Below are 22934 nucleotides of genomic sequence, written 5' to 3'. Positions count from 1 at the left end.
TTGGTTAATTTAGCGATCGCCTCTGGAATCTGGGTTATTTGGTTGTCACTGAGGTGAAGCTGCGTCAGATTGGTTAATTTAGCGATCGCCTCTGGTATTTCAGTTAGCTCTACTCGAATTAAGATAAGTTCTTCTAAATGTAGTATTTGCGTTACCACATCGGGAATGTTCTCTAAAGGATTGCCACTAATATCCAACTTACGCAAATTAGGCAAACCCAATAGTTCGAGTGGAAGCGTTTTTAAATTGTTGCCTGAAATCTTTTCGAGAACGCGGCCTCTCACTTCTTCATAACCTTCAACTTTCTTTCCCAAAATCAAAGACTCAAGCTGCTGCAACTTACCAATTTCTACAGGTAACTCAGTCAACTCCTGCCCCGACAAGTCTAACTCTCGCCAACCCTCAACCACGGCGCGATCTATCAGTACCAACAATTCATCCTGCGTCATAATTCCAAGGAGAAGGGTAAAAGGAAAGAAGATTGATGAAGATTATCTTAACTAATTAGCGAAAAATACTAAATTATCACTTGTTAGCAATCGTGCCTTGAGATGATAGGAAAAGCGATCGCGCGAGTGCTAAGGGACTGACAAATAAAAAAATATCCCAAATTGTCTTGTGGGATGGGCATCTTGCCCGTCCTAATATTAGGGATGGGCATCTTGCCCATCCCACAAATGGATAATTTATTTCTTGGAAAGCCCTAACTTGTCAGTTGAATCAACAAATCATCTCCCACAGCTAATTCAGTTGCCAAACGAGCGATCGCTAACGTGCAGTTTCTCAAAGTAAATAATTGCCAAAATTTGTTACACAAGATGTCCTATAGGGAATTCTAAGCTGACTAGAAAAATTCCCCGCAAAAGTTATGAGCGCAAAAGTGGATATAACTGTAACACTGGCAGGCTACCAAATTAGAGAGCAACTATATTCAGGTTCACGCACACTCGTATATCGGGCAGTCAGAGAAGCAGATAACCAAGCAGTTGTAATCAAGCTTTTAAAACGGGAGTACCCCACCTTCAGCGAACTAGTACAGTTTCGCAACCAATATTCCCTAGCCAAAAACTTAGATATTCCTGGAATTATTAAGCCCTACAGTCTAGAACCGTATCATAATGGGTATGCTTTGGTGATGGAAGATTTTGGTGGCATATCACTACGGCAATTTAGTAAGGAACAGCCACAAAACTTAGAGCAATTTCTGATTATAGCCCTACAACTGACAGATATTCTGCACCAGTTACATCAACAACGGGTAATTCATAAAGATATTAAACCTGCTAATATCCTGATTCATCCAGACACCAAGGTTTTAAAGCTGATAGACTTCAGCATCTCCTCTTTATTACCCAGAGAAACCACCGAAATTCAAAATCCCAATGTTCTGGAAGGGACTCTGGCTTATCTATCACCAGAACAGACGGGACGCATGAATCGGGGGATTGACTATCGCAGTGATTTTTATTCATTGGGAGTAAGTTTTTTTGAGCTACTGACAAGAAAACTGCCTTTTGATTCTCAAGATCCGATGGAGTTGGTGCATTGTCATATTGCAAAACTTCCTCCTAATGTGTGCGATATCAACTCTGAGATCCCTTTGGTTCTAGGAAAGATTGTTCACAAATTGATGGCGAAGAATGCCGAAGATCGCTACCAAAGTGCGTTGGGACTAAAACATGATTTGCATCTGTGCATAGAAAAACTGAACGAAATCGGGAAGATTGAGGATTTTCCGATTGGAGGGAGAGATATAAGCGATCGCTTTGCAATTCCAGAAAAACTCTATGGCAGGGAGCAAGAAGTTAAAATATTACTAGAAGGATTCGAGCGGGTTGCCAATGGTGCATCGGAGTTCATGTTAGTGGCGGGATTCTCCGGCATTGGTAAAACGGCAGTAGTAAATGAAGTACATAAGCCTATTGTCCGACAACGAGGCTACTTTATCAAAGGCAAGTATGACCAGTTCAACCGCAACATTCCCCTGAGTGCCTTTGTCCAAGCCTTCCGTGACTTAATGGGGCAATTATTAGGCGAAAGTGACACCCAGTTAAAGCAATGGAAGAACAGGATTCTGACAGCTTTGGGGGAAAATGCTCAAGTAATTATTGAAGTAATTCCTGAATTAGAGCAGATTATTGGGCAACAATCCCCAGTGGTGGAACTCTCAGGTAATGCTTCCCAGAACCGTTTTAATCTGTTGTTCCAAAAATTTATTCAAGTATTCACCACAGTCACACATCCCTTGGTGATGTTTTTGGATGATTTGCAGTGGGCAGATTCCGCATCATTGAACTTGATTCAGGTGTTGATCGGCCAGAGAGAAAGCGGCTTTATGTTATTGATTGGTGCATATCGTGATAATGAGGTGTCACCCGCTCATCCGTTGATATTGACGTTAGAAGAAATAAAGAAAACTGGTACTACGGTAAACACAATCACACTAGCTCCCTTAAGTCAAGAAAGTTTAAATTTGCTGGTTACAGATACATTGCAATGTTCAGCAGCGATCGCACAACCTTTGACAGATATAGTCTATCAAAAAACCCAAGGAAACCCATTTTTCAGCACACAGTTTCTTAAGGCACTACATGAAGAGGGAGCCATTGAGTTTGATCCTGAAGTTGGGCACTGGCAGTGTGATATTAGTTATGTACAATCGCTCTCTCTCAGAGATGATGTGGTAGAGTTCATGGCAATGCAGTTGCAGAAGTTGCCAGTTGCTACTCAAAATGTCTTGAAACTCGCAGCGTGCATTGGTAACTCTTTTGATTTAGCAACACTGGCAATTGTCTATGAAAAGTCTCAAGCTGAAACTGCTACTGACTTGTGGAAAGCCCTTCAAGAAGGATTAGTGATTCCCAGTAATGATATTTACAAGTTTTATCAGTCAAAATCAGAGTTCCTGATTGAGGAAAATGGACAGATCCAAGCAGCACTAACTGATGAAAAAATGATTGTTTTCTACAAGTTTCTGCACGATCGCGTCCAGCAAGCTGCTTATTCGCTTATCCCCGATAATCAAAAGCAACTGATGCACTTAAAAATTGGGCAATTGCTTTTAAGTGTAATGAACGAGAGGGAAAAAGAAGAGAAAATCTTCGAGATTGTTAATCAATTAAATAAAGGAGTCGATTTAATTGTCTTAGAAACTGAACGAGAGAAATTAGCAAAGCTCAATCTAGCAGCTGCTCAAAAAGCAAAATCTGCAACCGCTTACGTCGCAGCAATTGAATACGCTACAAAAGGAATAGAACTTCTCACAGCAAGTTGTTGGCAGCAACACTATGATTTGGCGTTGGCTCTCTATAGTTTAGCCGCCGAATTAACCTGTTTGAGTGGTTACTTTCGGCAAATGGAGCAGATAGTTGATGAGGTAGTGCAAAATGCTCGTCAATTACTAGACAAAGTGAAGGTTTATGAAGTAAGAATTTTGGCTTATGTAGCCCAGAGTCAGCAGCCCAAAGCCATTAAAACCGCTCTTTCTGCTTTGAAATTATTTGGAGTGTCGTTTCCAGAAAAGCCAACTAACGCAGATATTTCTGAGAGTTTACAACAAACTCAAGATGTATTAAAAGAAAAAGATTTAGAAGATTTGTTGGAACTGCCTGAGATGAAAGACTTGAAAGCTTTGGCAGAGATCCGAATTTTAGCGACTGTGACAGCAGCAGTCTATCAAGCGGTTCCAGAATTACTGCCGTTAATCGTGTGTAAGCAGGTGAGGTTATCGGTTGCTTATGGTAATGCTGCGGTATCAGCACAGGCTTATGCTTGGTATGGAGTCATTCTGTGTGGTATTGGAGAAATAGATTTAGGCGATCGCATTGGTGAACTGGCAATGGGACTACTATCACGCTTCGAGAGTAGAGAATTTAAAGCCAGCACGATTAATATGGTTTATCCCTTTGTGAAGCCTTGGAAACATCATATTCAAGATTCACTCGCTCCTTTGCTCGACGGATACCATAGCGGTGTGGAGACGGGCACTTTAGAATATGCTGCTTATAATGCCTACAATTATTGTTCGCTGTCCTTTTTTCTCGGAAAAGATTTGTCAATTCTAGAACCAGAGATGAAGGTTTACAGTCAGGCATTAGCTCAACTTAAACAGGAAGTTGCTCACAATTATCTGAGAATTTTTTACCAATCTGTCTTAAATTTACTTGGACAAAGTAAGTGTCCTTGGGAAATTAAAGGTGTAGTCTATGACGAAGAAATAATGTTGCCCAAGCATAAACAAGCTAACGATCTTTATGCAATGGGAACACTGTATATCAATAAACTAATTCTTTGTTACTTCTTCAATGAGTGGGAGAAAGCGATAAAAGTGGCAGTTGATGCCAAACAATATTTGAATGGTGTATCCGGCTGTTTCATGATTCCGGTGTTTCACTTTTACGATTCATTAACCCATCTAGCTATGTTACCCAACGCCCAAGGTAGGGAAGATAATAGTTTGCCCCAAGAAGTTATTGATAATCAAAAGAAACTGAAAGAATGGGCAAACCATGCACCTAAAAACCATTTACACAAATTTTATTTGGTTGAAGCAGAGCGATATCGGGTGTTGGGGCAGATGTATGAAGCAATGGATTACTACGATCGCGCCATTGCTTCCGCCAAAGCAAATGCATATATTCAAGAAGAAGCATTAAGCAACGAATTAGCAGGCAAATTCTACCTCCAATGGGGCAAAGAAAAACTTGCCCAAGCATATATGCAAGAAGCGTACTACTGCTACGCACGTTGGGGAGCTAAAGCCAAAGTTGCTGATTTGGAGCATCGCTATCCTCAGCTTTTGGCTGCAATTATCCAACAACGACAACCTTCAATTACGCCATCGGACACCATTTTTGCCCCAGTTTTTCGTTCTACTGAAACTTCTAGCTCAAGCAGTATTACAGAATCGCTCGATCTAGCAACCGTTCTCAAAGTCTCTCAAACTCTTTCTGATGAAATTGAATTAGAAAAACTCCTAACGATCCTGCTTCAGATCGTGATTGAAAATGCTGGGGCAGAAAAATGCGTTTTAATGCTGCTGCGGGACGATCGCTTGCTAATTAAAGGGACTGTTAGCGTTAATACTCAACCCATCGTTCTCCAAAGAACTCCAGTGGAGGAAAGTGAGGATATTCCTCTGAGACTGATTTATCACGTCAAACATTCCTTACAACCTGTGGTGTTGGCAGATGCGACTACTCATCCAACCTTTGCCAGCGATACTTACATTCTCAGCCAACAGCCAAAAAGCATCTTATGTAGTCCGATTCTCTACCGGGGTAAATTCACAGGTATCCTCTATTTGGAGAATAACTTGACGACTGGGGCATTTACTAGCGATCGCGTTGAACTACTTAACCTGTTATGTACACAAGCTGCCATTTCCCTAGAAAATGCTCGTCTCTTTGAGCAGGCACAACAAACACTAACAGAACTGCGTGCCAGTGAAGCCCGTTTTCAGAAGGTGGTTGACAATGTTCCTGGGATGGTAAACCAGTTCCGTGTGGCTACCGATGGTTCTTTCTCAACACCCTACGTCAGTTCGGGTTGCTATGACCTCTATGAGGTCGATCCAAGGGCAGTGATGGCAGGGGCACACAACCTTCACCTCATGACGCATCCAGACGATCGCTCAACCCTAGAACATTTAATTGCTGATTCGGCTCGAATGTTAATGCCTTTTAGTCATGAGTGGCGAATTGTGACTGCTTCAGGCAAGATCAAATGGATTCAATGTGCATCTCGGCCAGAACTGCAAGCCGATGGCTCGATTGTCTGGGATGGGGTTTTGAGTGATATTGCCAATCGCAAACTAGCAGAGCAGCAACTACAAGAAAAAGAGCAGTTTCTGAACAGCATCTACAACGGAGCTGAAATGATCATCTTTGTTGTGGATGTGTTGGACGATCATCTCTTCCATTGTGCCGGATGGAACATTGCTGCGGAACAAGCGGCTGGAATTCGTAGTGCTGATGTCATAGGTAAAACGCCCATTGAAGTGTTTGGGCCAGTTGAGGGCGAGATTGTGCAACAAAGATTTGTTGAGTGCGCCAGAACGAGAATACCCCTTTATTTTGAGGAGTGTCTAACCCTTAATGGGCAAGAAACCTGGTGGTTTGTGAACTTCAATCCACTCAAGAATGCCGACGGGCGGATTTACCGAGTTATTGGCACAACCTTTGATATTAGCGATCGCAAACGTGCTGAAGCTGCTGTGCAAACTTCTGAGAAAAATCTCCGCACCATTTTTAATAACGTTAATAATGCCATCTTTGTTCATGACTTGAATGGTGTGATTTTAAATGCTAACGATTCGGCCTTAAAGCTCTATGAACTAGACAAAGAGGAAATTACACGAATCTCTGTCTTGAAACACTGTTCTGCACCCGATAATCCCTTTCACCTTGCTCCAGACTTTTGGGCAAGGGCATTAACTGGAGAAACCGTTAACTTTGAGTGGAAAAGTAAAAAATTCAGGGATGGTACAGTCTTTGATACCGATATCACGCTTACTAGAATTATTCTGGATGGTGAAACGGTGATTCTTGGCAATATCCACGATATTAGCGAACAAAAAGCTGCACTTCGTGAACGCAAACGCGCCGAAGCCCAATTGAACCAACGCACAGTAGAACTAGAGCAAACCCTACAAGAACTCCAGCATACCCAAATGCAGATGATCCAAGCTGAGAAAATGTCAGGATTGGGGCAACTGGTGGCAGGTGTTGCCCATGAAATCAACAATCCAGTCAATTTTATTTTCGGCAATCTTAGCCATGCCAATGAATACACCAAAGATATACTGAGACTCCTGGAACTTTATCAGAAACATTACCCAACCCCCCATTCTGAAATTCAAGAAGAAGTCGAGGCGATGGACTTGGAGTTTATCCTAGAAGACTTACCCAAACTTATGTCTTCCATGCGAGTTGGAGCCGAACGCATTCAAAAAATTGTTGTCTCTCTACGCACCTTCTCCCGCATGGATGAAGCCGAGATGAAAGAAGTCAACATTCATGAGGGCATTGACAGTACACTGATGATTCTGCAACATCGGCTAAAAGTTAAATCTGACTCTCCTAATATTGAGATTGTCAAAGATTATGGAGAGTTACCGTTAGTCGAATGCTATGCTGGCCAACTCAATCAAGTGTTTATGAATCTTTTGAGCAATGCCATTGATGCCCTAGAAGAAACGAACACTCAACACCAACTCTTAACTCCTACCATTACGATTTCCACTGCTTTGGTAGAAAGCAAACAAGTTGTCATTAAAATCGCAGACAATGGCCTCGGAATTCCTGCTCATGTCAAGCAACGATTGTTTGATCCATTCTTTACGACAAAACCTGTTGGTAAAGGCACAGGAATGGGACTTTCTATTAGTTATCAGATTGTGGCTGAAAAACACAAAGGCACATTGCAGTGTGTTTCTGAACTAGGGCAGGGAGCCACATTCATTATTATGATTCCAATTTGCCAATTTTGATTGGTCATTTGTAAGGGTTTTAATACGAGTGCAATTGTCGTTTGAACTAACTGACTAAGGAACGTGGATTAAATAAAATGCAAAACTTCATCCTGTCTCTAGCTTCACTCTCCTTTATAAGGAGAGGGATTGAGGGTGAGGTAAGCCAGGGACATAAACTGTATGTTATTTAATTCTTGTTCCTAATACCATTTTTTTATGAGGCTGCGCCAAATTTTCTTGGCTTCTTTTTTCTTTCTTTGTGTCCTTTGCGTCCTTTGCGGTTCGTTCCTCATATAGTTTGGTGCATCTTCATAAAGAATTGATATAAGTTAAACTCACCTTAAAGACTCTTGCTTTTACTCTTCACTCAAAGTTTCAATTAACAAATCTACCTGTTGCTGTCGCTGCTGTAAAAAAGTTTCACACTGACGTAAATACTCAACAGCACTGGCAAACTGATCGAATACCGCTTCCAATTCCAACTCACCCGCCTCAATGCGAGTAATAATCCCCTCTATCTCAGCAACCTTCGCCTCATAATTCCAACCTTCCATCGAATCAGAACTAGAAGCACCTTTACGTTTAACCATTCAACTCTCTGTGTCCTCTGCGCCTCTGCGGTTCGTTTACTTCCATAACCTTCACTTTAACCCCACCCTGCCCCAACTGAATCACTAAATCTTCCCCCACAGCCAACTGTGCCGCCGAACGAGCGATCGCCCCATCTTCCCTTCTCACCACCGCATAACCACGCTGTAACACCGCTTTCGGGTCAAGAGTTGCCAACTTTTGCCGTAATAATTCTAAATGCTGCGTTGCTTGCTGCGATCGCCCCGTGGTAATTTGCACCAAATGCTGACGTTTCCAAGCTAACTTTGCCAACTCCTGCTGCACTTGCCGATCTAACCGCAAACGCCGCAAACGATTCCGCAAACCTTGAAGTTTATTCTCAGCCGTTTCCCAAGAGTCATGCACCGCTTCATGTAAAGCCACAACTCGCTGCCGATGTTCAGTATACAACTCTGAAAGTGCTGGTACAACACGTTCCGCCGCCGCAGTTGGTGTATGCACACAGACATCTGCAACTAAATCCGCCAAAGATTCATCTCGTTGATGGCCGATACCAGTAATTACCGGAATAGAACAACTAGCAAGCGATCGCACCACTCGTTCATCATTAAAGCAAGCTAACTCCTCCACCGCGCCACCACCCCGCGATAAAATTAGCACTTCGGCGCGTCCATCTCTTTCCACCCGATCTATTGCTTTGACGATAGATTCAGGCGCTTGTTCACCTTGTACTGTCGCCGGAGAAAATAAAACGTGTAAACCTGGATACCTTTGCTTCAGGGTTTTTTGAATATCCCCCCAAGCCGCAGCCGTTGGAGAAGTGACAACAGCGATGGTTTGGGGATGGATGGGGAGCGATCGCTTTCTTTGCGCGTCGAACAACCCTTCAGCCAGCAAACGATTTTTGAGTTGTTGATAGCGTAGCGCCTGTAAACCAACACCAGCAGGTAAAGTTTGCCAAACTGACAGTTGATATTCTCCGCGTTGTGGATATAAGCGAATACTACCCAAAATAATTATCTGCTCACCAGCAACTGGCATTTGGGCGAGTTTTGGCAATTGACTATTCCATACCACACATTTAATTCCGGCGGTGCGATCGGTATCTTGCAGCGTAAAAAATAAACCACTGCGATGATGATTAGCACTGGAAACTTCGCCAGTTACCCAAACTTGCCGTAATTGTTCATCTTGCTCTAACAGCAAGCGGATATAGTCAGTTAATCCAGAAACTGAAAGTGCAGTATTGAGAGTGAGTGAGTCGGGAAGATCGGAAGTCAAGTCGCTTCGCTCCAATTAAAAATTAAAAATTATTAATTAAAAATTGCAATGAGTATTTGCTCTGTACCCCAAATTAATTAAAAATTATTATTCTTCTTAATTTTTAACTTTTAATTAAAAAAAGATCATCAAAGATGCCTGAAAGCATTCGTGGTGGAGCGATTTTAGCATTTTTAACGAAAACAGAAATTAGCTTCAACGCCAAATGCTAGAAACTGCTTCCGCAATTAGTTTTGCAGCAGTGGAGAGATTGAATCATACCTTAATTACACTTATTGCGATCGCTTTTAACTAATCCTTACTCAGATTTTGGTTTTTTCCTACCAAACAAACTAGTCATACTTAACCCAGTAACCAACAACCCTAATAGTCCTAGTCCGTTCAAAATCGGGTAGATTCCCCCTAAACCCAAGATTTCACCACGATGAATTGAAAGTAGTAGACTACGCGGAACTCCGATGTTAGCTGACCACTCACCTACTAGGGTAGCTGCAATACCAGTTAACAATGTTACAGCAAGCGGTAAAGCCAAAATAATCGCCAGAGTCCGGTGGTACTTGCGAAATGAACGCATTATCCAAAATCTCCAGTGGAAACTATAGCAGTTTGCAACTTGATAGGTACAGAAGTATTTGTCTCAAACCCAGATATAAAGACTTTTTTCCTGATGTCTCTTGTATTTTGACTCCTGCTTTATCGAAACATAATTCAGGAGTGAGAAGTCAGGATGGGCTAAACCATAGCTATCCGCTAACAGAATGAATTCTGACCAAAAAAGCGGATAGCGAGTCATCTCCCAAAGGGAGACGCTAAGAGCGAACGAGCGTCTTGATTCTGACTCCTGTTAGCGATAGCGGGGCGTTTAGCCCATTCTGAATTCTGAATTCTGAATTCTTCTTCAAGTTAGTTCTGTCTCACTTTTTAGAAGCAGTGGCGATAGTTGTCTCAAGTGTTTGTAACCCCTTAAGAGATTTCGCTTTATCTTTTGCTTTCAGCGAACCTTTCACTTGGGTTGCAGCATCTTCAATGACATTATAGGTTTTTGAAGATTTAGTTTTGACACCATCCTCAACCTTAGACCAAGAGTCTTCAAACTTATTAAATTCCTGTTGGCCTTTGTCAAAGTTTCCGGCTTGCACCGCAGTTTTTGTATTTTTAACGACACCGACCAAAGTATCAAAACCTCCCTGTGTAGCACCAGGAGTTTTAGATACTGTTGTCGCCGCAGTGTTTTCAGTGGTAGCAGGAGTCTGGGTAGCAGATTTTTGATCGCTGTTGCATCCTACCAATGTTAGTAAGCTAATTGCAGTAACAGGGATAATGTAGATTAAGCGTTTCATAAAACCTCTTGAATAATCATAAACCGCCAACTAATGACGGTATCAGCTACTATATCAGCTAAAGTTGCTGGATGGAGACGCGAGATGGTGTGCAAACTTTTCTCTCTGTCAATATTACAATACAGCGTATTCCAGGTAAATGAAGTACACGGGTAGGGGCACAACATGTTGTGCCCCTATGATGATCTGTACCTCACGCCTGTTGCAATCTGCAATATTTTGTCCAATTCATGACTTACACAAATAATAGTAGTGGTAATTCATGAATTGCCACTACTGCGGATGGTTTTGTGTAAGTCCTACTGAATTCTTTATTGGTAAAATTTCTTGAATAGAGTTGACAAATTCTTTTAATTCTAAAATTAAGTTATTAGCCTCTCTAAGGTCTTGATGGTAAGCTAATTTTTCTAGTTTATCAGCGACTATATACATAGCTGTGGCTCCAATGTTGGCAGTAGCACCTTTGAGATGATGAGTTTCTCGCAGAATTTGCCTAAAGTCATGAGATGCGATCGCAGCAATAATTATCTCTAGCCGGGGTTTAATATCTTCAAGGCATACTTCTAATAGATTTAATTCAAATTCTGAGTCATTTCCTGATATCCGATGCAAATGTTCCCAATCAATTGCTAAGTTAGATGTGTCGTTGTTTGTGGTGGAAACCGTCTGTTCATCAATAACTGGGTCTTGTTTTGAGCCGATAACACCTGTCCAATGCTCTAGAGTTGCAGCCAATTTTTCTTTAAATACTGGCTTACTCAGATAGTCATCCATTCCGGCATTGAGACACATTTGCTCGTCTTCTTTCATTGCATTAGCCGTCATCGCAATCACCACAGGACGACGACGCAGAGCAAAAGCATCCTCTTGCCAACGATGAATTTCTTTTGTGGTTTCTAACCCGTCGAGAATTGGCATTTGGCAATCCATTAGAATCAAATCGTAAGGAATTTTTTCTAATAGCTGCAAGACTTCCTGTCCATTGGCAACAACATCAGCTTTGTAGCCCAAACTCTGGAGTTGCTTTAAAGCCACTTTTTGATTCACCAAATTATCTTCAGCTAAGAGAATTCTTAACTTAGATTGAGTAGAGGGATGAGGGTAAGAGGAAGTAAAAATGCTGGAAGTTTCTGTACTTGAAATTTCTTTGGTAGCCTCTAGTATTTTTCCTTTAGCCCCTGCTTGTCGTTTCGGCTGAGTTTTTAGAATAGTCACGATCGTATCGAGGAGTCGAGAGGATTTGACGGGTTTGACTAAATAAGCAGAAAATCCTATTTTGGCTGCCCGTTGCAATTGGGCGCGTTGATCGATAGAGGTGACTACAATCAAAGGGATTTGAGCAATTGCAGAATTGGCTTTAATTTGTCCTTCTAAAGTCATGCCAGAAGTTTGAGACATTCGCATATCAACCAAGATGACATCATAAGAATTCCCCTGTTCACAAGCTTCCTGAATCGCAATGAGTGCAGCTTCAACACTGTCAGCTTGATCTACTTGCATTCCCCAACCAGTAGCTTGATGATAGATGATTTTGCAATTAGTAGCATTATTATCCACCACTAATAAGCGGCGATTGTTCAAAAGTCCGCGATCGCTATTATCGTTGGTAGAAGATGTCGCAGACAAGCCATCATCTTTTGGCAAAACAGGCTCAAGTTGTTTGGCAAAGGGGATCTCAAACCAAAACTTAGATCCTTTCCCCATCTGACTTTCTACCCCAATGACTCCTCCCATCAAAGTCACCAGTTCTTTGCAGATGGCTAATCCTAAACCGGTACCACCATACTTGCGAGTGATAGAAGCATCCACTTGGGTAAATGGCGTAAAGAGTTTGCGTTGGTCTTCAGGACTAATACCTAGACCTGTATCTATGATGGCAAAATGGATAGTAGCTGTAGTGGAAGAAAGGGATGGTTTTGCCAAGGGCGATCGCAATTCTACTTGGACTACGACTTCACCAAAGCTAGTGAACTTGATAGCGTTGCTGATTAGGTTCATTAGAATTTGCCGTAACCTACTAGCATCGCCTTTGAGGTGGTTAGGGACGTTGCGATCGATTAGTGCAGCAATTTCTAATCCCTTACTATGGGCTGATGGAGCTAATAATCCTACCACTTCTTCAACACAAGTGGATAAGTCAAAATCTAGAGTTTCGAGAGTCATCTCTCCCGCCTCAAGTTTAGAAAGATCCAAAATCTCGTTGATTAAACTTAAAAGGGCATCTCCACTAATCCGAATTGTTTCAATAAAATCTCGTTGTTCTGGATTTAAGGGAGTATCTAATACCAAATCGGTCATCCCTAATACAGCATTCATGGGAGTGCGAATTTCATGACTCATATTTGCCAAAAAAGCACTTTTAGTCTGAGAAGCTAATTCAGCTTGGCGACGGGCAATTTCAAGTTCTTGTCGCTGGCGAGTTTCTGCTTTTAAAAGTTGAGCTTGGGCTAAAGCAATACCTACTTGGTCGGCTATTTGCCGCAAGAGATGAGTTTCAAAACTAGACCATTGGTGAGAATCATCACACTGGTGGACTATTAGCAAACCGCGAAGTTCTTCTTTGACCAAAATAGGTACAACAAAGTTGACTTTCACCCCAAACTGTTGGATTAATTTCAGGTCACTTTGTTGGACTTCGAGTAAATTTAACTCAGCTAGTCCTAAAATTTTTCCTTGACGGTACTGCTGTAGATAGTACTGTTGCAGGTATTCTGCTTGCAAGTAAGGGGCGGTGATGTTTTCCTCTTTGATTGCTGGTAAGCCAGAAGTTACGGCTTCAACAACCGTGGTTGCAGACTCATCTGGTAAAAACTGATAGATCAAAACTCGGTCAGTTTGGAGAATCTTTTGTACTTCCTTGACAGTGATTTCGAGAATTTCTTCGATTTGCAAAGATTGGCGAATTTTGAGGGTGATTTCGGTGAAAAGTTGCGATCGCAAGTTTTGGCGTTGTAATTCTTCTTCAGCCCGCTTACGCTGGATAAATTGACCGACTTGCTCACCAATAGAATTCATCGTGTTGATTAAATCTTGGTCATGAGGTTTAATTTCACGATTGAAGCAGGTAATCACGCCCAGGATGTTGTTACCAGTGCGGATCGGAAAACCGAAAGCTGTGTGTAGTCCTATTTTAGCCGCGATTTTGAAGTGAGGAAAATTCAGATCGTTAACGACATCAGCGATCCAAACAGCCTCAGAACTAGCCCAGACACGCCCAGGTAGCCCAATTCCTTCTATAAAGGTGGTTTTCCCCTTCAGTGTTTCAAATTCTTGCGCTTCCAGGGATGCTTGATGCCAAATGCAAAGACAACGCAGCACATTTGTTTGCTGATCGACCATCCAAATTTCACCTAAATCCCATCCCAAGCTCTCGCAGATTCCTTGCAAAATTCGGGGTTTAGCCTCCTTGCTTGTGGTAGAATCTGCCAAAACGCGGGTTACAGCATATTGTACAGTTAAATGCTGTTGTACTCGTTTGCGATCGGTGATGTCAGTGCCAGTGCCAACAATGTATTCCACCGATCCTTCATAGTCTTTTAAGAAGGTATTCGACCAGGCAATTAATCGCCGACTCCCATTCTTCATTACCCAGTGATTCTCATGTTCCAGAAAGCCTCTACCAGTTAGCAATTCCTCAAAAACTGCTTTGACTGACTCCAGTTCTTCAGGAATTAGGAACAAGTTCCAGAAATACCTACCTCTGACTTCATCGAAGGAGTAACCCGTTATTTGCTCACAAGCTTGATTGAAACGAACGATTTTTCCTTGAGAATCGAGAACTATTACTAAGGCACTGGCTGTATCAAGAACTGTTGAGATAAAGTTCCGTTCTTGATTTAAGCTTTCTTCTGCCCTTTTGCGCTCTGTTACCTCACGATAGATGAAGTAGTAAACTACAGCAAGAACGATAAAACTTAGGCAAATAGCGATCGCAATTGCCATAGTTGTTTTGCGAGTCCAGGCTTGTGCTGTTTGTGACAGTTGCCGCCGCCGCTCCCTTTCCTCGTTCTCTATCTCATCGATCGTCTTACGGATATCATCCATAAGATTTTGACTTTTACTTGTCACTAGTACCTGTAACGCCGCCTCTGCTCCCTTCTTTTGGCGTAAATTGATAGTCTGGTTTAGTTCAGTAAATTTAGCCGCGATCAGAAATTCAAGTCTTGCAATCTGCTTTTGTTGTTTTAGTTGATCTGTGGTTAAATTCTTTAATTTGGCAATTTCTTGATCAAGGTTGGCAACGGATGCCTGATAGGGTTTTAGATAAGTTTGTTTTCCAGTAATAATGTAATTACGTTGCCCAGTCTCCGCATTATTTATTTGAGATAGTAGTTGTTCTAAACTGTTAATTTTTTGATAAGTATTTTTTATGGCAGTGCGGTTGCGAGTAGATACTGTTGTATTTTGATAGGAAACCACACCAATCAAAACTAAAATTACCGACGCTACACCAAAGCCTGCTGCAATCTTTTTGAAAAATTGTTTGCTTAGGTTCTGCACCTGTTTGTTTTTTTTGGTAACAAGTACCAAACTTGCTAAGTTTCGGCGCAATTCTAGTTGCTTGATGACTTGACGGCTTAATGCTCGTAATGCCTCTATCTGCTCTGGAGTAAGTTGTCGTGGGATATAATCAATCACACACAGAGTTCCTAGAGCGTATCCTTCAGGGTTAGTCAGAGGTACACCAGCATAAAATCGAATATTTGGATCAGATGTAACCAGTGGGTTGGTGGCAAACCTTTCGTCATCTGTTGCATTAGGTACAACAAAAACGTCAGGCTGTAAAATAGCATGGCTACAAAATGCTATATCTCGATGTGTTTCTAGGGTATCTAAACCGACTTTTGACTTGAACCACTGGCGATTTGTATCAATTAAGCTAATTAAGGCAATCGGAGTCTGACAAATATACGAGGCTAAATGGGTGAGGTCATCAAAAGCGGCTTCAGATGGTGTGTCGAGAATTTTATACTCCAAAAGTGTCTCGATTCTCTGTGCTTCGTTATCAGGTAATGGTGCTTTCATCCTTAAGCCTTATGTACATTCTGCGGAACGGGGAAGAAGCAGAGGGGCTGGGGGCTGAGGAAGCAGGGAGAAAGGAAATAACGCTCCATGCCCAATGCCCAATGCCCAATTCCCAATTCCCAATTCAACAAACTTACTTTAATTAATGACAATAGTTTAGTTAAAAGCGTTAGCGTAATTTCACTGACTTCGATCTTATGAACAAATCAGCCAAATGATTAAGTCTCTGCTGTATTTTTTGTGGGCTAGTTTATTTGAAATTGGGGGCGGCTACCTAATTTGGTTGTGGTTGCGAGAAGGTAAGCCTTTTTGGTGGGGCATATTGGGAGGAATTGCTTTAGCTTTGTATGGAGTGATTGCAACTTTTCAGTCGGCAAATTTTGGCAGAGTCTATGCGGCTTATGGCGGTGTGTTTATCGCAATAGCAATGCTTTGGGGTTGGAAGGTAGACGGTGTAACTCCAGACCGCTACGACCTCATAGGAGCATGTTTAGCTTTAGTGAGTGTTTTAATTATCATGTTTGCACCCAGAACTTAAGTAAAATTACTAAATTATTTTCGACCAATAATTATATTATTCCCTTTTAAACAGATAATAGCCTCATGCAAAATCGCAAAATTTTTTAGCAACTAACCTTTAAGAAGCAATTATACAGATATCTACACCATTATCTGGGAGATGTAAAGAGAATTCATCACAGATTGGTGGAAATTCTCTGATAATTTACAATACTTGTGATAATTCACAAGTATTTTGGTTTGTAACAACAGGTAACTAAAAATTGGGAATTTTGTAGCGGTTGAATAAAATGATATTCTTCAAAAAAAAGATGTAAGGATTGCATCGCCACACTCTGATTTCAATCTTGGCAACTACAATCAGGATTATATTTTTGTTAACATTTCCAGAAAATTAAAGTTAAGTAACTTTAAAGACAAAAATGTATAACTAAAAGTAATCAAATGTAATTAAGTATACAAATTATTGGTGCTTAGGAAGATAAAGAAGTGTTGAACAAAATTGTGATGATTGGGGCTATCACCCTAATGTTTTTAGGGGGGCCGTTGATGGGCAATGCATTTGCCCAAACACCAACTGCTGTACCTCCTGCTGATACTGGAGATACGGCATTTATGCTGATTTCAGCAGCACTAGTGCTGTTAATGACACCAGGATTGGCATTCTTCTATGGTGGATTTGTGCGATCGCGCAATATTCTAAACACATTGATGATGAGCTTTGTGTTAATGGCGATCGTGGGAGTTACCTGGATTCTCTGGGGTTATAGTCTTTCTTTTGCGCCAGGGTTGCCATTCATCGGTGGATTGCAATGGTTTGGGTTGAATGGTGTCGGTTTAGAGACTCAAGGCTACTTGCCGCATCTACCTTATGAAGATGCGCTCAAAGCCACAGACCCCAAATATGCTGATGTCGTCTCCTATGCCGGAACGATTCCCCACCAGGCATTCATGATTTATCAAGCCATGTTTGCCATTATTACCCCAGCCTTAATTTCTGGGGCGCTGGTTGAGCGGATGAGTTTCCGCGCCTATTCGCTGTTTGTGCTGCTGTGGTCAACTTTTGTTTACGCCCCCCTAGCCCACATGGTATGGGCGAAAGGTGGATTCTTGGGTTTATATGGTGGATTAGGTGCGCTGGACTTTGCAGGTGGCACAGTAGTTCATATTAGTTCTGGAGTTTCTGCTCTAGTAGCAGCGATCGTCCTTGGCCCTCGAAAAACCCATCCCGATCGCCTTAGTCCGCCCCACAATGTTCCGTTCATTTTGTTGGGTGCTGGCTTACTCTGGTTTGGTTGGTTCGGTTTCAACGCTGGGAGTGCCTTATCTGTTGCCAGTGGAACTTCTGGTGGCGTAACAACAAATTTAGCAACAACAGCCTTTGTTGCCACCAATACGGCGGCGGCGGCGGCAGCTTTAATGTGGCTAATTTTAGAAGCAGTTTTACGGGGTAAACCTACAGCCGTGGGAGCAGCGACAGGAGCCGTTGCTGGTTTAGTAGGCATCACTCCCGCCGCCGGATTTGTGACACCGCTATCAGCGATTTTAATTGGTTTCATCACCGCCTTGGTTTGCTTCTATGCCGTGAGTTTCAAGCATAAGCTGCAAATTGACGATGCTTTAGACACCTATCCTGTGCATGGCGTTGGTGGGACAGTGGGGGCAATTTTAACGGCCATCTTTGCCACAACTCAAGTCAACGGCGGAGGTAAAGATGGAGTGCTGCGTGGTAATTTTGGTGAATTGGGAGTTGAACTAGCAGCAATTGCCGTTGCTTATGCGATCGCAGGTGTTGGTACATGGATTATTCTCAAGGTTATCGATGCTACAGTCGGTCTGCGAGTCAAAGAAGAAGCAGAATTGCAAGGTTTGGATATCAACGAACACGGTGAAGAAGGTTACAACTCCGAGTTTGGCGATCGTCCGACTTAGTAGGGAGTAGGGAGTAGGGAGTTATTATTCTCCCCTATTCCCCACTCCCCACTCCCCACTCCCCAATTTAATGTTGTGTAATTTGCGATCGCTAGCGTTAAAATTTGATTCAAACAATTGGTAAATTTCGCTAGTCGTGACTACTTCTTTTAAAACCTTTCCTATCTGGGCATTTTTCTCGCTGTTAACCAACGGCATCCTAATGTTGGCGGTCATTCTGCTAATCTGGCAACAGCAGAAATTGACCGCTTTTTTTGGGATAGCAACATCCCCAGAATCAATCGGCCTAAACAACTCACCCCAAATTGCTACATCTGATTTGGGTCGCCGTCACCAACTCACTTACCAGGAGTGGGTAGACATTCTCAAGCAAGAAGCTAAGGTCGCTGCTGACCAAAGGACTTCCCATTTAACCATCCTGGCGGGAGATTCTCTGAGTTTGTGGTTTCCCCCTGAGTTATTACCCGAAGGTAAAAATTGGCTCAATCAAGGGATTTCTGGCGAAACCAGCAATGGACTCTTGAAAAGATTGAAAATATTTGACCGCACCCAGCCAGAGGTCATTTTTGTGATGATTGGCATTAATGACCTAATTCGGGGGGTGGGCGACGAGGAAATTTTAGATAATCAGCGACAAATCATCAATTACCTCCGAAAAACGCATCCCACAGCGCAAATTGTTGTCCAATCGATTTTGCCACATGGGGCGGAAGAAGCAACCTGGAAAGGACGAGATAAACTTCTAACTGTTACCAATAGTCGTATTCGGGAGTTGAATCAGCGACTGCAAAGCATAAGTGCCAAAAAAGATGTCAAATTTCTTGATTTATATCCCTTGTTTACCGATAAGCAAGGAAATCTCCGCCGCGAATTTACTACTGATGGCTTACATTTAAGTCCTGAAGGCTATATAGTTTGGCGTTCTGCATTGCAGATTTATAGCGAAATCGAATTAAAATCTCAGCATGAACGTCCCTCAGCAAAAAAAGCCTAAAGTCCAAAAAGAAGTAATATCTTTGAATACAACTCTGTATCAATCGCGGCTTGGCGCGAGAAAATAAAAAATAGTGGTTCAAGTAGACAAATCTAATGGATACAAAAGCTTTTAAGCGTAGCCTACAACATTCAGAAAATTACAATCGCAAGGGCTTTGGTCATCAAGCAGAAGTTGCTACCCAGTTACAATCTGAGTATCAGAGTAACTTGATTCAGGAAATCCGCGATCGCAATTACATCTTGCAACGGGGTGATGTGACAATCCGACTAGCACAAGCCTTTGGGTTTTGCTGGGGTGTAGAACGGGCTGTTGCTATGGCCTACGAAACTCGTCAGCACTTCCCCACAGAACAAATCTGGATTACTAACGAGATTATCCACAACCCTTCTGTAAATCAGCGAATGCAGGAGATGCAAGTAGAATTCATTCCCATTGAAGGAAAGAATAAAGACTTTTCTGTTGTTGGAACTGGTGATGTAGTGATATTACCCGCTTTTGGAGCTAGCGTTCAAGAAATGCAGATCCTTCACGACAAAGGCTGCAAAATTGTTGATACAACTTGTCCTTGGGTATCTAAAGTTTGGAATACAGTAGAAAAGCACAAAAAAATCGATTATACATCAATAATTCACGGTAAATATAAGCACGAAGAAACAGTCGCTACTAGTTCTTTTGCTGGCAAGTATTTGATTGTGTTGAATTTGCAAGAAGCAAATTATGTTGCTGACTATATTATCAATGGTGGGAACCGGGAAGAATTTCTGACAAAATTTGCTAAAGCTTGTTCAGCAGGATTTGACCCCGATCGCGATTTAGAAAGAGTTGGCATTGCTAACCAAACTACAATGCTTAAAGACGAAACTGAGCAAATCGGGAAACTTTTTGAACGGACTATGTTGCAGAAGTATGGCCCCATCGAGTTAAATCAACATTTCCAAAGCTTCAATACCATCTGTGATGCCACCCAAGAACGCCAAGATGCAATGTTGGAGTTAGTAGAACATAATTTAGATTTAATGGTAGTAATTGGTGGGTTTAATTCATCCAATACTACTCAGTTACAACAAATTGCTTTTGAGCGGGGAATTCCTTCTTATCATATTGATACCGTTGAACGGATTAAATCAGGAGATTCTATAGAACATCGACAATTAAATGGGCAATTAATAACTACAGAAAACTGGTTGCCAGATGGTGAAATTGTCGTGGGAGTTACTTCTGGTGCTTCTACGCCAGATAAGGTAGTAGAAGATGTAATTGAGAAGATTTTTGCTGTGAAAGCAACAGCAGCACTGGTTTAAGTAGGTAGGCGTAATTAAATATAAGATCAAACCTCACCCTCAATCCCTCTCCTTAGTAAGGAGAGGGAAGCCGGAGGCAAGGTGAGGTTCTATATTTAATTAGCAATCATTTATTGGCGAAACATCACACTAATATCAGCTATAAAGTTCGTAGTAAGGACTTTAGTCCTTATTTTTCAAGCACTAAATTCGTTACTATAAACCCTCAAAACTGGTAACTGTTCACCATTTTAAAAAATTGTGAGAAATTCCATAAATGGCTATTTATGAGAAAATTGGCAAAAGCTATGATTTGACTCGTCGTGCCGATCCTGAAATTGCTGCCCGATTAGCTACTCACCTTCAGGTAAAATCAGATTCTTCATATCTTGATGTGGGATGTGGCACTGGGAATTACACACTAGCTTTAGCAAAACATAGTGGTGTTTGGCATGGAGTAGACCAGTCAAAACAAATGATTGATATTGCTACAAATAAGAGTAATATTGTAGCTTGGCAAGTTGCCGAAGCGGAAACTTTACCTTATGCTGACGAGATTTTTTCAGGTGTATTATGCACGCTAGCAATACATCATTTTGTTAGACTAAATCCTGCTTTTCAGGAAATTTATCGTGTTTTAAATACTGGTAATTTGGTATTGTTTACAGCCACGCCAGAGCAAATAAGTAAGTATTGGTTAGTCGAATATTTTCCAGAGGCTATACATAAATCTGCTGAACAGATGCCAAGTTTAGAAAAGGTCAGATATGCTCTCAACGAGGCAGGTTTTAATTCAGTAAATATCGAACCTTATTCTATTTCAAAAAATTTGCAAGACCTATTTTTATATAGTGGTAAATATCGTCCTGAAATATATTTAGATGAAAATATACGTTCTGGAATTTCTACCTTTGCTTTGCTAGCTTCGCCAGAAGAAATTACCGCAGGGTGTCAAAGGCTAGCAGCAGATATTAACACAGGACGCATCACAGATATTGTTAATAAATATGAAAACAATTACGGAGATTATTTGTTTGTAATCGCCGAGAAAATTAATCATGAATTAGCATGACAGAGAAATGGCTTTCTATCGTCGGTATTGGGGAAGATGGATTACAGGGATTAAGCGCGATCGCTCTTTCCCTAATTACTCAAGCTAAAGTAATTGTCGGAGGCGATCGCCATTTGGCAATGCTACCTACAGACGATGGACGTGAAAAACTAGTCTGGACATCTCCCATTAGCGCCTCAGTTGAGGAAATCATTCAGCGTCGGGGTGAGTCAATCTGCGTACTTGCAAGCGGCGATCCGATGTGTTACGGCATTGGTGTCACCTTAATGCGGCGAATTCCGGTTTCTGAAATGACGATTATCCCCGCGCCTTCAACCTTCAGCCTCGCCTGTGCCAGGATGGGATGGTCTTTAACTGAAGTGGAAACCTTGAGTTTAAATGGTCGTCCATCCTCCCTACTCCAGTCTTACATCTATCCAAAAGCGCGGCTGTTGATTTTGAGCGAAGGGAAGGACACACCCGCCGTTGTTGCGGAGATTTTGACAAATCGCGGCTATGGTGGCAGCAAAATCACCGTATTGGAGCGTATGGGCGGCACTCATGAAAGAATTGTGGAAGGTACGGCTGCATCTTGGAATGAAACTGAAATTGCGGCATTGAATGCGATCGCAGTTTATTGTATTGCTGATGCTGGAGTTGTCCTATTACCAAGATTACCAGGGCTACCAGATAACGCCTATCACCACGATGGACAGTTAACCAAGCGTGAAGTTAGGGCAATTACCCTAGCAGCTTTGTCTCCCACACCGGGCGCGTTGTTGTGGGATATTGGCGCGGGTTGCGGCTCAATTTCCATCGAATGGATGCGGAGTAATGCTCGGTGTCGGGCGATCGCCATCGAACAAAACTCATCTAGACTACTCTATATTGCCGATAATGCCGCCACTCTTGGCACTCCAAATCTGCAAATCATTGAAGGGAAAGCGCCCCAAGCCCTGAAAAACCTGCCAGCACCAGATGCCATTTTTATTGGTGGTGGGGTTACAGCAACAGGACTCTTTGATGTTTGCTGGGAAGCACTGCGGCCGGGTGGGCATTTGGTTGCAAATGTGGTGACAGTACAGGGTGAGCAAACTTTATTCCAATGGCATGAACGAATCGGTGGCGATTTAATTCGTGTTGCCATTCAACGGGCGGAACCTATTGGTAAATTTTTAGGCTGGCGGGCAATGACACCTGTAACGCAATTGGTAGTTGTAAAATAATATAAATCATCCCAAAAAACGAACCACAGAGGCAAGGCAGCGCAGTCTTGGGGGTTTCCCCCATGAGCGACTGCCGCGCAGAGAACACAGAGAGAGGAGAGATCAAGAGGATTTTTGCGTCAGTTTTAGAATATTTTTTTATTTGGAAGTCCCTTACACGGTTGACAACTCCCTTAAAAGATTTTTAAACGTAAAGCTTTCGTCAGTAGACTCTCTAGGGTGGAATTAACTTACAATTCACA

14 protein-coding genes are annotated in these 22934 nt (G+C 42.1%); 8 read left to right on the top strand and 6 right to left on the bottom strand.

What is annotated here, in order from left to right; translation table 11 throughout:
* On the bottom strand, positions 1 to 449 hold a 449-nt coding region (locus V7K98_RS04090), incomplete at its 3' end, for a leucine-rich repeat domain-containing protein (RefSeq protein ID WP_335019552.1).
* Positions 450 to 868: 419 nt separating this feature from the next.
* Between V7K98_RS04090 and V7K98_RS04085 the strand changes: the two genes are divergently transcribed.
* Positions 869 to 7489: an AAA family ATPase gene (locus V7K98_RS04085; protein WP_335019551.1), complete on the top strand. Its 6621-nt coding sequence runs from the start codon at positions 869 to 871 to the stop codon at positions 7487 to 7489.
* A 338-nt stretch (positions 7490 to 7827) separates the two neighbouring features.
* Here V7K98_RS04085 and xseB read toward each other — a convergent pair whose 3' ends face one another.
* The 5 genes from xseB to V7K98_RS04060 all read right to left on the bottom strand — a co-directional run bounded on the left by xseB (position 7828) and on the right by V7K98_RS04060 (position 15687).
* Positions 7828 to 8061 carry an exodeoxyribonuclease VII small subunit gene (xseB, locus tag V7K98_RS04080; protein WP_335019550.1) on the bottom strand — a complete coding sequence of 78 codons (234 nt, stop codon included), beginning with the start codon at positions 8059 to 8061 and terminating at the stop codon, positions 7828 to 7830.
* A complete protein-coding gene (xseA, locus tag V7K98_RS04075; RefSeq protein ID WP_335019549.1) occupies positions 8054 to 9322 on the bottom strand; it encodes an exodeoxyribonuclease VII large subunit in 1269 nt (422 codons plus the stop codon). Before xseA ends, xseB begins: the two co-directional genes overlap by 8 nt.
* Positions 9323 to 9620: 298 nt before the next feature.
* Positions 9621 to 9896, bottom strand: coding sequence for a peptidase (locus V7K98_RS04070; protein ID WP_335019548.1), 276 nt, complete (start codon positions 9894 to 9896; stop codon positions 9621 to 9623).
* Between the two features lie 340 nt (positions 9897 to 10236).
* Positions 10237 to 10662, bottom strand: a complete 426-nt coding sequence (locus V7K98_RS04065) for a DUF4363 domain-containing protein (RefSeq protein WP_335019547.1) — start codon at positions 10660 to 10662, stop codon at positions 10237 to 10239.
* A gap of 273 nt (positions 10663 to 10935) precedes the next feature.
* The gene (locus V7K98_RS04060) at positions 10936 to 15687 is read right to left on the bottom strand and encodes a GAF domain-containing protein (RefSeq protein WP_335019546.1); all 4752 of its coding nucleotides are present in this window, start codon (positions 15685 to 15687) and stop codon (positions 10936 to 10938) included.
* Positions 15688 to 15698: 11 nt separating this feature from the next.
* Here V7K98_RS04060 and V7K98_RS04055 point away from each other — a divergent pair, with 11 nt between their 5' ends.
* The 7 genes from V7K98_RS04055 to cbiE all read left to right on the top strand — a co-directional run bounded on the left by V7K98_RS04055 (position 15699) and on the right by cbiE (position 22692).
* On the top strand, positions 15699 to 15833 hold the full coding sequence (locus V7K98_RS04055; RefSeq protein ID WP_335019545.1) for a hypothetical protein: 135 nt from the start codon (positions 15699 to 15701) through the stop codon (positions 15831 to 15833).
* A 68-nt stretch (positions 15834 to 15901) separates the two neighbouring features.
* On the top strand, positions 15902 to 16225 hold the full coding sequence (locus V7K98_RS04050) for a YnfA family protein (protein WP_335019544.1): 324 nt from the start codon (positions 15902 to 15904) through the stop codon (positions 16223 to 16225).
* A 488-nt stretch (positions 16226 to 16713) separates the two neighbouring features.
* Positions 16714 to 18138, top strand: coding sequence for an ammonium transporter (locus tag V7K98_RS04045; RefSeq protein WP_442940391.1), 1425 nt, complete (start codon positions 16714 to 16716; stop codon positions 18136 to 18138).
* A 136-nt stretch (positions 18139 to 18274) separates the two neighbouring features.
* Positions 18275 to 19132: an SGNH/GDSL hydrolase family protein gene (locus V7K98_RS04040; RefSeq protein WP_335019542.1), complete on the top strand. Its 858-nt coding sequence runs from the start codon at positions 18275 to 18277 to the stop codon at positions 19130 to 19132.
* A 95-nt stretch (positions 19133 to 19227) separates the two neighbouring features.
* Positions 19228 to 20436 carry a 4-hydroxy-3-methylbut-2-enyl diphosphate reductase gene (locus tag V7K98_RS04035; RefSeq protein ID WP_335019541.1) on the top strand — a complete coding sequence of 403 codons (1209 nt, stop codon included), beginning with the start codon at positions 19228 to 19230 and terminating at the stop codon, positions 20434 to 20436.
* A gap of 256 nt (positions 20437 to 20692) precedes the next feature.
* The gene (locus V7K98_RS04030; protein WP_335019540.1) at positions 20693 to 21487 is read left to right on the top strand and encodes a class I SAM-dependent methyltransferase; all 795 of its coding nucleotides are present in this window, start codon (positions 20693 to 20695) and stop codon (positions 21485 to 21487) included.
* Positions 21484 to 22692, top strand: a complete 1209-nt coding sequence (cbiE, locus tag V7K98_RS04025; protein WP_335019539.1) for a precorrin-6y C5,15-methyltransferase (decarboxylating) subunit CbiE — start codon at positions 21484 to 21486, stop codon at positions 22690 to 22692. Before V7K98_RS04030 ends, cbiE begins: the two co-directional genes overlap by 4 nt.
* Positions 22693 to 22934 lie beyond the last annotated feature (242 nt).

The sequence above is a fragment of the Nostoc sp. genome (assembly GCF_036917435.1).
Lineage (GTDB): Bacteria > Cyanobacteriota > Cyanobacteriia > Cyanobacteriales > Nostocaceae > Nostoc.
This window is presented reverse-complemented; position numbering and strand designations above follow the sequence as displayed.